Below are 12,786 nucleotides of genomic sequence, written 5' to 3' on the forward strand. Positions count from 1 at the left end.
AGGAATTTATAATGTTAATATTTGTTAGTAAAATGCAGGGCTTTATTAGAAGCTCTAGCGGATTTTACTTAACCGGTGGTATACTTTTCAATTATTTTAGTGGACTACTTTTCAATTATATTATACAGTATATTATCGTGTTAGCACGAAAAAGCAAGCCACAAGCGGTTTAGGCTTAGAGGCACAAAAAACGATAGTTCAGAACTATCTAAAAAACTCCAATAACATCATTGCGGAATATATTGAAGTTGAGACAGGGAAGAGTGCTAACCGTCCGCAATTGAACGATGCACTACAATGTTGTAAAGAGAATACTGCTACATTGATAGTAGCCAAATTAGATAGACTTGCAAGAAATTTGCATTTCGTTACATCGTTACAAGCTGCAAATGTAGACTTCATTTGTTGTGATATGCCGACCGCAAACCGTTTGACAATACACATAATCTCTGCCATAGCTGAAAATGAAGCCTTACTAATCAGCCAACGGACAAAACAAGCCTTAGCAGAGAAGAAGAAACAGGATATTAAGTTAGGTAATCCACAAAACAACGGATTAACAGAAAAGAACATTGCTAAAGGTAGAAGTATAAGAATAGAAAACGCACTTTCTAATGAACATAACAGAAAGGCAAGTACACTTATACTAATGATGCGAAATAATGGCTCTAAATGGTCTGAAATCGTTTCACAATTGAATCAAAACGGATTTAGGACTAGGCGAAATTGTATGTTCGACATTACAGCCATAAAGCGGTTATATATCAGATACAACAATCTTTTTTAACATAAATCCTTATATTTGTAAAAGTTAGTAATTTAAAATGAATAAAAAACATGAACAAAGGAGATATTATTTGGGCAAGAGATAGGGAAAAACATCCTCATCCGATTGTTTTTCTTAAACAAGAGAGAAATGGTACTTTTAGTGCTTGTATAATAACTCATGAGCAAGGTAATGGAAATATAAGAATGGAAGATGAACATTTTTGTAAAGTGGATGAAAACAATAATCCATATTCTATTAAATATGAGAATACTTTTCTTGTTCATCGGAGATTATCAAAGGAAAACAGCTGGATAACAAATGAAACAGTTAAAGGAAGATTGACAGAAGTAGGGATTAGATATGTGGAGAGCATGATTCCAACAAATACAGAATCGCACCCTGATGCAGTTTGGAATTGGAATGAGGATTAAAATTGAGAGATTAACAGTAAATATGAAATGCTGTTTAGCGTTTCTTGTCTTATTTATTCGCAGCATCCACAAAGTTAAATATTTCCAATTAGATAAATAAATAGAAATAAATCACACTTAAATCGTATAGTTATTAGCCAAAGCATGGTGGTGATTAGTGAGAATATATCCGCAATCGGCAGCTACAGTATGAAGCTGGTGATTAGGAAGATGTTTCAATTGCCGTCTGGACTCTGCCAATGTACAATAAAACCGATAGTCGGGATAGTCCATCTGATAAGTTTTGAATGCAGCTTTAAGACATGCTTCATCAAAGCCTTTGTTATGTGCTACTAACGGAAGCCCCTCAATGAGAGATTCCACTCGAAACCATACTTTAGAGAATACTGCTTCTTTCACTGTATCTTCGTAAGTTAAACTGTGAATACTACTGTTCTGAAGACTATAATAGTTGGGCTCGGGTTGAATAAGGCTATAGAAACGGTCTGTGATAATACCGTTCCTGACAACAACAATTCCTATACTGCAAACACTGGATAGTTGTTCATTAGCTGTTTCAAAATCGATAGCTGCAAAATCCCGTATCATTTATTTCAGGCTTTTCTTGTATTTTATAATTTCTGTCAAATCTGCCAGTTGTTGTCCTTTCTCAATATCGAGTATCAACGGAATTAATTTGCCGATGGCATCTGCATTTTTGAAGCTTTCTTTAATTTTGGTACTGATTTCGAGATCGTAAATTCCGCCACGTGTTTTCTCTGTAAAATAGAAACCGGTCTTTATAAATTTCGCCCAAATAGAGAGCCAAAAAACTGTCTTTTTCTTATAGACTACTTTACAAAACCATGACTTACCATCTTTATAAAATCTCCATTCATATTCCATTTGAAATTCTGAACAGATAATCTCTAATAGTTTAGTATAAACTACGAAAAGATCTTTTCCTAAAGCCGCTTCCAAGACTATATCTGTTGGTTTTACCTCTTCTTCCCGTAAGAGTTGGATCGGATTTTCTGTTTTCATTGTATTTTGTTTTTGAGGTTGAATTACACCAATAATTAATGTCTTTATTGTATTATATAATACAAAGATATAATTTAATTGATTCCTAGTAAAAGGTTGAAATAAAACATTATCAACAAGCTTTTATTTTAAATAGTATATAAAAAATCCCTGCCTGGGATGAGGACCAAGCAGGGATGTCATTTACTAATCGTATTACAGCTTAACGACTTTCAAATAATCAAGAAATGCATCATTTTGATCTTTTTTCCCATGCGACATATTACTGTCGAATCCTTTGTTTTCCGGATTCAATCGCAGCTTAATAATATGAGTGCCGGCAGGGATATTTTTTAATATCAAGTAATTCGACGTTGTCCATGTATTCCAGTCACCAGAAGATTCTAAGATAAAAGTACCTGTATCTACATCATCTACAAATACCGAACGGATATAGCAATATACATCGTGAGGACCTCTACCGTTAGAGCCTATCAAAGCAACTCCATAATTTCCGGCTTCCTTAATATCTATTGTCAACTCTACATTTGCGCTGTTATTCGCCATATCTTCAATATAGCCTTTTCCCGAGAAACCCTTAGCAGAATTTTTAACAGTGCCTTTATATTTTGCATCTTCTACTTCATATATATTTATCGAAGTCGAATGGATAAATGGGTTGGATAGATCAGACTCAAAGCCTTTTTGATCGACAGTATACACCGAGTAAAAACCATTAGGTTTATTATTCAGATCGTAAGGCGAAACTGCTGTTTCGTTGGTGTCAGCACTATAAACAAAATCCTTCAACCCTTCATTTTGAAACCATGATAATTTACTATTCTCTTCTTTCAATACTGGTTCTATTGGTGACCAACATTTACGTGGACCAGCTTCTACCATGTTGATCTTAGTTGAAACATTAGGATCTGCTTCCATTTCTATTTCAATATCGAATTTGCCTTTGGATGCGGCAGGTAGTTCGAAAGGTAAGGTTTGTACTTCTCCATTGACCTTTAGCGATTTTACTTTATTACCTAAGCCATTTACAGTAATATCCAAAACGGCATCTCTATATTTGAAATTTTTCAAATGTAATGCTCCGTTTATCATATCGGATGGAACAATAGGATTGAATTTTAATCCTGTTTCTGTCATTTCCATCCCGAATAACATACGATATACAATACTTACATAAGAGGCTACAGACCATAACTGACGATCTGAGTTTAATGCCGTATTACGATCATATCCTGTATCATGAGTCATATTTTCTTTATGAGTAAGGAACATAGCCCCTTGCCTTATTTGCGATTTCATAATATGGCTTGCCGCTGTCATATTACCAACTCGTTTTGCAGCATACATATACGGTGTTTGCCATACAGCCCACACACTTTTGTTGTGATAAGCAAAATCGTCAGGGATAGTAGGATACAATACCGCAGCTCCGTATGGATAAAGAGGGAAATTCTCTACTACATTCACTGTTTGTTCGGGTGAGGTTGCACCTAACAAAGCACATAAACCGTTACCCATCACATCTACTCGTTGAGTAGATCGGTAGTTCAAATATTCAGGGTAGAGATAAGCTGTGTAAAGGCTACGTTCTTTATCCCAGAAATATTTATTTAAACCGTTTTTAACAGATGTGTAATATTTCTCCCAAACATTTATTTCTTCATCGCTTTTGCCCAGCATTTTACCCGACTTCATCAGAAGTTCGTACATAAACATGTGTAACGCATTCGTTCCGCTGGAAAATGATTCTCCGATATTCTCGTTCGAGAACCAATTAGGGTAAGTATGTGTACGCCAGTCCATCGAACAGGTTTCACCTCTGAATAAACCGATGTTCTTGTCAAAAGCCACATGGATATCTTTTGTAGCAGTATAGCTTAAACCATCATACACTTCGGCCAGCCATTCCTTATCGCCTGTTGATAAATAATATTCCCACGCAGCAAGTGCCCAAACTACCCTGTCGGTAGAGATAGGCCATGAACCGCCTGTACCTGTATCCTGAAGTGCTTCTTTGGGGTTATCTAAAGTTTGTTTTCGGAGAGTCTTTTTTGATATGTCCTGATGTATCCACGAGAATGAGAAATACATGCTGTAAACTACATCGCGTGTCCATGTATCCGGCCATAAAGCACCTGTACTGAATGTAGAATCGGAACGGAGATTCATCTGCATTTCTTCTAAAGCCATATTGTACAATGCAACAACCATTGTATTGTTGTCAGCCGTAAACTGAGGAAAAGCAGAAATATCTTCCTTCAATTTCCAATGTCCGCCATCACCATGATAATTTGATAGTATTTCGGTCGGCGATATAGCTTTCGATGTACGTAATCCAAGAAAAGAAGCTTCAACAACACTGTCTGGAGACAATGTATAAGGTAGTAAAGAACCTTTTTCTCTGACAACCGTCCAATGCGAATTGAAGTCTGCATTTCTATCCAGCGATTCGAGTCTTAAGCCATCTGGTGTTTGTGTCAGAAACTTATCTTCACCTCCCGATAGATTGGATATCGTAAACCAACCACAATTTTTCATTTGGCGAATACCGAAGCCTTTGTAAGACCATGTCAGGTTATTTTCGTCAGCATTTTCAATATCCTTACTGATTACATTACCATCAGTATCTAACTGAAGATAGTTCCCTGTCTTTTTATTCTTAAATTTTACGCTCTCTGTTTCTGTCGATTCTGCTATCCACAGATAGCTGTCGTTTGCAGGTTCTTTTCCAAATTTTATAGATCCGTTATCTTCGTAGATATATTCTCCTGTCTGGCGACATTGGAAACTCCATTCCGAATATACCTTTTCATTATTCCCTTTGTTGGAGCAGCCGGTGCTGATCAGGAGTAAAAAGAGACCTATATAGTTTAATAACTTTTTCATGTCTTCATATTTTAGTTAATATCGATTTTTTATAATCCTAATTCTTTTTCTATTTGTTCTAACGATTTTCCTTTTGTTTCGGGAATCCATATTTTAACAAAGATAAATGCCAATACGGTGAATCCTCCAAAGATAGCAAACAGCCATTCCAGCCCTAACGAACTTTTGATGATAGGCGCAAACTGGATAGTAAGGAATGTACACAACCATGTTATCGCAGTAGAAAAAGACATAGCCAACCCTTTTATCCTATTCGGATATATTTCGGATATAATTACCCACATCACAGGAGCAAATGAGGCTGCAAAGAACGATATATAAACTAATAACGCAACCAGCACGCCCGTATTGTTTGTACTTGTACCCGAAAACTCGTAAGTAAGGTAAGCTAAAGCTATTGTCATACCGACAGCTCCCCATAAAAGAAGAGTTTTACGTCCTTTCGAGTCTACAAGTCTTAGAGCTACGATAGTCATCAGAAAGTTGATAAGGCCTACAATCATCGATTGGAAAAGTGAATCCTCCTTCATCGAACCTGCTGCCTGAAAAATATCGGGCGCAAACATAATAACTGCATTTACCCCCGTTATTTGTTGAAATGCAGCGATGAGTGTTCCTATAAGTACGACTTTACCGGTTTTCCCTCTGAATAATTCTCCGATTGAAACTTTATCTTTCGCATTTTCTGCATTGATAGAACGTTCTATCTCGGGTAAGTCTTCTTTTACAAAAGTTTCATCACCAATTCTTTGCAGAATAGCTACAGCCTCTTCTCGTCTGCCTTTCGCTAACAACCATCTTGGACTTTCGCAAAACGAAGTAAGCAGAAATATTAGATACAATACACCGAAAACAGCAGGAACAGCCAACATATATCGCCAGCTATTATCACCGAGATCGACAAGTAAGTAATCGAAAACATAAGCTAACAATATACCGATCGTAATAGCAAACTGATTGAGTGATACGAGCCTTCCTCTATCTTTAGCAGGAGATATTTCCGATATATACATTGGAGCTACAACCGAAGTTGCACCCACTGCGATACCCGATAACACTCTGAATGCAGTAAGCAACATTGCAGATGGAGCCAGTGCGCATCCCAATGCAGATATAATATAGAGAACAGCAGTTACTGTCATAACCTTTTTTCTACCATATTTTTCAGTTATTCCTCCTGTGAATAAAGCCCCTATCAGACAGCCGATAGTCAGCAATGCAGCTACAGTACCTAATCCGCTGTCAGACAAGCTGAATTCACTTTTTATCATGTCATTCGCTCCGGCAATACCCGCCATATTAAGTCCGAACATCAGTCCTCCGTTTATGGCAACGAAGACAATCCAGTATAAGTATTTATTATTTGTCATGGTATCTATATTTATTTAGTAAGTAAATATAATTAGAAAGTAGGTAACTTAAGGTGTAAAATTCTTCCAGACTTCTTCTTTTAACTGAGGTCGTGGTACATATAGAAACGTATCAGGATCATCCTCGAATATTTTATAAATAGATTTTCCTTTTTCTATACCCAGTTTTTCATAATTTTCAGGGGATTTACAGATTAATTCCGATGGGTTGTAACAAGGGTTAGCTATCCATTCAATTTTATTTTCATTGTTGAATATGGGAAACCAAGCTATTCCCTTGTGACTTCTTACCCCATCGTAAACAAATCCATAATCTCTGTCGCACCATGCGCCGAATGTCAGTGGCTTATCAGGATTTGCACTGATTGTAGCATGTGCCCAATAAGGGGGAACTATCACTACGTCACCCCGTTTTGCATATATAGCAAAACATCTTCCCGGTTCATCTTCCGCATACTCCTGCATATAAATAATAGCTTCTCCCGACCAAATTTCATATACTTCGGGTGTAGACCATCCGCTATACAGAGAAACTTTGTGTATATGTCCCTGACTTCTGATAGGTTCTTTGCCCAGTTTGCCGGCAGCATAAGTAACTACGCCATAGAGAAGATGCAAATCGTTTAGTAATTGGCGATGTGTATTTTTTCCTACATCCATTGCAATCGTATAGACGGTAGAAGGTCCATCGCATTCAGGATTCATCAGACTCTTGCGAATATCATCCAATCGGCGATTTTCAACTTCCGGTCCAAAAACATCGGTTCCATAAATGAAACCCATTGGGCTTTCTGTCATTTGGATAGAAAACCCGGGATTAAATATATTCGATTCAGGCATGGTTTCTTACATATGCTTTAAGAGTTCCACATTTCTGTCCTTCCGATTCACCATAAGGTCTTATTGTATATTCACCTACGCTTGCAGGAATAATGAAAGTCTCCGCATAGTGAACTACAAACGGCTCGAATGCCTTGGTCGGGCTTTCGATTATTACTTCACGCCCTTCTACCAGATTCAGTACATTTACGCAATCGTTTGTATTATGCAGTACCGATTCGGTAAACCAATGCCTGCGAGTTTCGATAAATTCACGTTCATGTAAGCCTGTATGCTCTTCTATCCAGCCTTCGCCTTCGCCAACCACAGTGACACGATCAAGAATTTCTTTCTTTACCCAATCTTCAGCTCTATCCCATTGTATTACATTTTTGCCATGTTCTACATTGATAGGACGAGGGCGACCATCTAGACCGAGGCGTTCCCAATCCCATAGTTTGAATGTGAAAATAAAAGGGGTCGCACTTATTTCCAATACCATAGAATCTGTACCCGAGCAATGAATTGTTCCCGCAGGAATAAGTACATGGTCATGTTTCTTTACAGGATAACAACCTACATATTTATCAGTATCGAATTTCCCTGTTGTTTGCGCTTCTCTTAAGTCATCGATCATTGCATCTGAGTCAACACCATCTTTCAGTCCGAGATATACTACTGCATTATCTTGTGCATCGAGCATATAATAGCTTTCGTCTTGCGTATAGTGCATCCCGAATTTATCTTGGATATATTCAGTCAAAGGATGTACTTGCAAACTAAGGTTGCCGCCTTCCATTGTATCCAATAGATCGAATCGGATAGGGAATTCATCACCGAAACGAGCATGTACCGGATCACCTAACAGTTCTTTTGGATAAGCAAATACGAGGTTTATAGACGGAATCTCAAACTTAACATCACCAAAGCCTAAGAAAAGGCTATTCTCTTCGGGAACACAATCGAAGCACCATGCAAAATTGATTTGATCATCGTCCAATCCGCAGATTTGCTTCATCCATTGTCCACCCCAAGGGCCGGGATCGAAAAATGGTACTACACGGAATGGAGTATGCACAGCTTTCTTTAGCCCTGCTATCACCGCTTCGCCTGTCACCATTTTCGGTTCGTCTTTTGTATTTGTATCTAATACAAAATCCCATTTAGACATTAATGTTTTTTTGAATCTGTCGCAGACACGCCAATCAACAAAAAATCCTCTTTTATATTGAAGCGATGCTCTTTCGGTTTTATTATTTACACCTATATTACTGATTTCGTTTCGGCGGAAGCGCATTTGTATTTCCCACCTTGCCATATCCGCATATACAAGAATATCGTATGTTGGTTGAATATAAGCCGCTCCTACTCCATAGATAATAATGACACCTTGTTTTACGTCACAAATAGATTGTCTTACTTTCTCTACTTTTTCAGTATCAAAATAACAGTCGATATTGAATCGGGTCATATAGCCGAATATTTCATCGTCGGTTATATCTGCTTTCAGCTTATCATTCAAGACTGATTCAGATAACATTGCTTGTGAAGAATTGATGAATGTAGCTGATGCAAAAGCCTTTCTTATATTCGTTTCAACTTCACTGTCAAGTACCCCTTGATAGCATTCAATCACCATTATTTTTTTCGGTGTTGTTACACTATCTATTTTTTCCTGCATCTGTTTAGTGATATTTTCCCACCCCACCGAGCACTTATTATGATGGGATGGTACTTGTATCACAGGGTATTTATCATAGTTTGGCGATTTGTCAGTATATCGTTTCATGTTTTTTTTCTTTTACGTTTATTAAACAATGTTCTATTCCTAATAATGCAGCATTGTCGCCTTCTTGTGCAACAACAATGTTTACTTTACCCGAAGGACACCATGCTAATTTATCGACGCGCTCTTTGAGATAAGGGATAATGACATCGCTGCTTTTCATTATGCCACCTCCCAGAACGATGATTTCAGGATCGTAAGCATGTATATATGTTACTATAGCTGCACTCCATACATTCATACATTCGTTACGAATCGTGATAGCGTCACTATTGCCATTATTCGCAAGCGAAAATATTTCCTTGAAATCATATTCATCAGCACGTGCTTTAAATTCTGGTGTCAGCGACTTATTGTCTTTTATTATGGCAGGCAAAAAAGAGGAAGAAGCTAGTGCTTCTACACAGCCGATATTACCACATGTGCACCTTCTGGCTTTGTAGTCCACTACAAAGTGTCCGCCTAATGAGCCGGCTTGAAAATGCTCGCCATGAAGTACTTTTCCATCTATTATAACGCCCGTCCCTATGCCTGTTCCAATAGTCATCATCACCACGTTATTACGTCCTTTAGCTGCTCCATATTTCCATTCGCCCATTGCTGCAAGGCGCGAATCGTTATCCATACAAAAAGGAACAGCCCAGTTCTCTTTAACCCATACGTCAAGTTTCAGGTCGCAAGCATCATCGTATTTATCATTTGTAGATATAACTGTTTTCTTTATTGGATTTACTAATCCCGGAAATGCCAGTCCTATGCCTGATAATTGCGAAGGCTCAATACTCTCTTTAAGAAGAAGATCATTAATGGCCTTTTCGATAAATGGCAAGTTAGATTCCAAGCCTTTTCGGGAATTTGCATCCAAAACAGTGAATCCGATGATTTTGCCGGAATGTATCAATCCTATTTTTACGATTGTACCTCCTAAGTCTATTCCTATGCTATACATCTTGTTTCAATTTAGATTAAGTTGGGGACTCCATTTCTATCTACCAAGCGACAGGCAAACCCGTTTTGGGCTATTTCCTCATAATTATGTCCTGCGTCAGAAGGCCAGCAAGCTCCAAACGACAACATCTGATTGCCGGTATTGGCTACACGATGTGCTATGCCTCCGGGTATGTAATGCAAACTGCCGGGAAACATTCTCTCTGCCCACACTTTTCTTTGTTCATCCATAAATATGAGCATGCCTTCACCTTTCAGACCCCAATAAAATTCTGCTCTGTCTATATTTGCATGAAAATGTCCTTTAGTCATGAAATATTCATCGCCTACTTTACCCGGGTACAAATAAGTAATCCCAAAGTATAGTCCGCCCGGTGTACCCTCTTTTACAGGTAAGAAACTGCTGACTTCATAAACAAGCTTTTCTTCTTGTATTTGCAGAAAGGCTGCTTCGTCTTGAAATATGCCTTTCAGATCTTTCATTCTACGTACCGATTTTTCAACTTTGTCTCCGATCAGATTATCATCCGCGAAAAAAAGTGCTGGATTGATGATATTAGATGTGCTCATAATTATTTGTTTTAGTATTTATATTTCTTGAATTATCTTAGTGCTATTGTTAAGCTATTCGATTTGGAAGGATTTAATTTTATAGTATTCGATTCTTTGTTTTTAGCCCACTCTCCGAGATGAACATATATTCCTGTACAAGAACTGTCTGTCAACTTATCTATTGTCAAATTAGCCTCGTTTCCAGCTTCATTCACTTTCAGTGTAAATGATAGTTTTCCAAATGGTGTAGCTATATCTTTCAGACTCGTTTCCATACCTGCTTGCAACCATTCTGCCGGTAATCCTTCGAGTAAGTGCATTTCATTTCCTCTGTCGAGTGCCAATAAGTGAACTGCTAAACGGACAAACTCTGCACTCCCCCAATTGTGCGGCATTTCGCCCCAAAATTTAGGTTCCAGATCTCGTGGATTTTGTTCTTCACGCCATGCGTATAATGGCGAAGCATGATTTGCAAAAGCATAAAGAGATTCATAGGCACTTTTACTATCACCCATCCAAAGACATGCATGACCATAGAAGCTTGCGAAATAAGACCAAATTCCGTCGGGCATCCAACCTGTTCCCATAACGATACCTTCCTGTAAGGTTGTATGAAGCATATTGATAGTTCCTACAGCAATCGGATCTTCTTTTTCGAATATTTGTCCCGGATATATTCCCTGACAAAACGCCCATTGTGCACGTTGGGGCAATGCCTGAAACTTAGGGTCCATTAATACTGATAAGTATTGATTTCCGAAAGCATCTGTTTGCATATCACGATGGGCAGCAGCTTGGAATGTGTCATAAAAGTCTTTGTATTCTTTATCCCATTCTTTTGCGTCTTTCTTTTCGCCGATCCAATTAGCTGCCTGAATCATGGCTTTAAGCCCTGATAGGTTCCAATATATATTAGTATATTCTGCTTGATCTTTTCCGCCCCAAAGTCCGCCGTCTATATCTCCCGGAGGTATTAATCCGTCGTCAAGAGGGATATCATTGTCAAGAGTTGTCTTTCTTAATTCTTTAATATAGGCGACTGTTTTGCGAAGTTTAGGCCATATCGATCTTAGCCATTCCTTATCTTGTGTCAGCATGGCATGGCGAACGCATGTCCATAGTACAATACCGTTTTCTTTCCAGTAGTTAGGAGTCATTTTCCCGAACTTTCCATTCTCCTGTTGAAACGAGAGAGTATAATCAATTCCATAGCGGGCATCTTTTCCTTTGTCGAGCATAGTCGCTGTTTCAAGGAAGAAAGCGCCGTCGGTGATCCACAATCCACGATAACAGGTAGGTCCTACCTGAAAAGATATATTACCATCTTTAATTTCGCGTGCCTGCCAGATTCCCCTGATAGAAGCGTCCAGAATATTCTGAATTTCCTGATCGGGAACAGATATATGTCCGTAAGGAATTTCTGTTTTATTTTCCCAATAAGAAATATGCTCTTCTTTTATTGTATTGATTTTATTATTTAATGATTTAGCATCTGCCTTAAGTTCATTAGCAAGCAGCGATTGTTTCCCATTGTCGTAGAGAACAACCATTTGTCTTTTTTCTCCAGCAGCCATTTGTATGGAAGCTAATTCGAGAAATGTTTTAGAATCGCTAAGTACTTTTCTTACTTTTACGATCTCTTCACTGACAACAAGTTGTTCTTTATTATTGATAGTCACGACCCGACCTTCTACTTTGACTTCATGCTCAGAGTTGATAATCAAAACAGGATTAATTGTTTTCAGGGTGTTTGTTTTATTTTCTACTGTTGTAAGAACGATATCTTCCCTGTTCCCCTTCTTCGTGCTTATTCCTTTTTGAATATAGTCTAGTCCGGTAGCAAAAGCCTCTTGGATTATTTCCATTCCTGCATACGAACTTTCGGTAACTACAATAGGAACACGAGGTGAATAGAGTTTTTGATCGTTTATTTTTACGTTCTCATCAGCTAAGACATGCACCACAGTACGAAACCCCTTATTGTTTGCGTAAGGATAAAAAATATCACTGCCGAACTCATATAATAGTTGTCCTAAAGGTCCAACCACCGTTTTGCAAGTGTCATCGGGTAAAGAAGTCGTAGAGGCGTGCCACTGTGGCGCATATCTGTAGTCTACTTTCAATGTTTGGGCATACAGAGAAAATATGCCAACAATGAATAATATAAATAATAATCTCGTTTTCATTTGTATATATTTTTGA

10 protein-coding genes and 1 pseudogene are annotated in these 12,786 nt (G+C 38.1%); 2 read left to right on the plus strand and 9 right to left on the minus strand.

The window, feature by feature from the left end; genetic code table 11:
• Window positions 1-139: 139 nt before the first annotated feature.
• Both G7Y56_RS08640 and G7Y56_RS08645 read left to right on the plus strand, forming a co-directional pair.
• Window positions 140-787 (plus strand): annotated as a pseudogene (locus G7Y56_RS08640) (recombinase family protein); the annotation flags it as partial.
• A 50-nt stretch (window positions 788-837) separates the two neighbouring features.
• The gene (locus G7Y56_RS08645; RefSeq protein ID WP_165042734.1) at window positions 838-1,200 is read left to right on the plus strand and encodes a hypothetical protein; all 363 of its coding nucleotides are present in this window, start codon (window positions 838-840) and stop codon (window positions 1,198-1,200) included.
• Window positions 1,201-1,317: 117 nt separating this feature from the next.
• Here G7Y56_RS08645 and G7Y56_RS08650 read toward each other — a convergent pair whose 3' ends face one another.
• The 9 genes from G7Y56_RS08650 to G7Y56_RS08690 form a co-directional block, all read right to left on the minus strand.
• Window positions 1,318-1,785, minus strand: a complete 468-nt coding sequence (locus tag G7Y56_RS08650) for a 3'-5' exoribonuclease domain-containing protein (RefSeq protein ID WP_165042859.1) — start codon at window positions 1,783-1,785, stop codon at window positions 1,318-1,320.
• Between the two features lie 3 nt (window positions 1,786-1,788).
• Window positions 1,789-2,223 carry a DUF3788 family protein gene (locus G7Y56_RS08655; RefSeq protein ID WP_165042735.1) on the minus strand — a complete coding sequence of 145 codons (435 nt, stop codon included), beginning with the start codon at window positions 2,221-2,223 and terminating at the stop codon, window positions 1,789-1,791.
• 195 nt (window positions 2,224-2,418) lie between these two features.
• Complete coding sequence (locus G7Y56_RS08660; RefSeq protein ID WP_255498694.1) at window positions 2,419-5,109, minus strand: carbohydrate-binding protein; 2,691 nt, start codon at window positions 5,107-5,109, stop codon at window positions 2,419-2,421.
• A gap of 29 nt (window positions 5,110-5,138) precedes the next feature.
• Window positions 5,139-6,479, minus strand: coding sequence for a sugar porter family MFS transporter (locus tag G7Y56_RS08665; RefSeq protein ID WP_165042736.1), 1,341 nt, complete (start codon window positions 6,477-6,479; stop codon window positions 5,139-5,141).
• 48 nt (window positions 6,480-6,527) lie between these two features.
• Window positions 6,528-7,319 (minus strand): glucose-6-phosphate isomerase family protein, encoded by a 792-nt coding sequence (locus G7Y56_RS08670; RefSeq protein ID WP_165042737.1) that lies wholly within the window; start codon window positions 7,317-7,319, stop codon window positions 6,528-6,530.
• Window positions 7,312-9,087, minus strand: coding sequence for a class I mannose-6-phosphate isomerase (locus G7Y56_RS08675; protein ID WP_165042738.1), 1,776 nt, complete (start codon window positions 9,085-9,087; stop codon window positions 7,312-7,314). The genes G7Y56_RS08670 and G7Y56_RS08675 overlap by 8 nt, the downstream gene beginning before the upstream one ends.
• Window positions 9,071-10,033: an ROK family protein gene (locus G7Y56_RS08680; RefSeq protein WP_165042739.1), complete on the minus strand. Its 963-nt coding sequence runs from the start codon at window positions 10,031-10,033 to the stop codon at window positions 9,071-9,073. Before G7Y56_RS08680 ends, G7Y56_RS08675 begins: the two co-directional genes overlap by 17 nt.
• Window positions 10,034-10,044: 11 nt before the next feature.
• The gene (locus G7Y56_RS08685) at window positions 10,045-10,602 is read right to left on the minus strand and encodes a glucose-6-phosphate isomerase family protein (RefSeq protein WP_165021652.1); all 558 of its coding nucleotides are present in this window, start codon (window positions 10,600-10,602) and stop codon (window positions 10,045-10,047) included.
• Between the two features lie 32 nt (window positions 10,603-10,634).
• On the minus strand, window positions 10,635-12,770 hold the full coding sequence (locus G7Y56_RS08690) for a hypothetical protein (protein ID WP_165042740.1): 2,136 nt from the start codon (window positions 12,768-12,770) through the stop codon (window positions 10,635-10,637).
• Window positions 12,771-12,786: the final 16 nt, after the last annotated feature.

Source organism: Dysgonomonas sp. ZJ709 (assembly GCF_011039195.1).
GTDB lineage: Bacteria > Bacteroidota > Bacteroidia > Bacteroidales > Dysgonomonadaceae > Dysgonomonas.

Coding starts and splice junctions, on each gene's coding strand:
- G7Y56_RS08645 (WP_165042734.1), top strand. CDS start 838: ATGAACAAAGGAGATATTATTTGGGCAAGAGATAGGGAAAAACATCCT.
- G7Y56_RS08655 (WP_165042735.1), bottom strand. CDS start 2,223: ATGAAAACAGAAAATCCGATCCAACTCTTACGGGAAGAAGAGGTAAAA.
- G7Y56_RS08660 (WP_255498694.1), bottom strand. CDS start 5,109: ATGAAAAAGTTATTAAACTATATAGGTCTCTTTTTACTCCTGATCAGC.
- G7Y56_RS08665 (WP_165042736.1), bottom strand. CDS start 6,479: ATGACAAATAATAAATACTTATACTGGATTGTCTTCGTTGCCATAAAC.
- G7Y56_RS08670 (WP_165042737.1), bottom strand. CDS start 7,319: ATGCCTGAATCGAATATATTTAATCCCGGGTTTTCTATCCAAATGACA.
- G7Y56_RS08675 (WP_165042738.1), bottom strand. CDS start 9,087: ATGAAACGATATACTGACAAATCGCCAAACTATGATAAATACCCTGTG.
- G7Y56_RS08680 (WP_165042739.1), bottom strand. CDS start 10,033: ATGTATAGCATAGGAATAGACTTAGGAGGTACAATCGTAAAAATAGGA.
- G7Y56_RS08685 (WP_165021652.1), bottom strand. CDS start 10,602: ATGAGCACATCTAATATCATCAATCCAGCACTTTTTTTCGCGGATGAT.
- G7Y56_RS08690 (WP_165042740.1), bottom strand. CDS start 12,770: ATGAAAACGAGATTATTATTTATATTATTCATTGTTGGCATATTTTCT.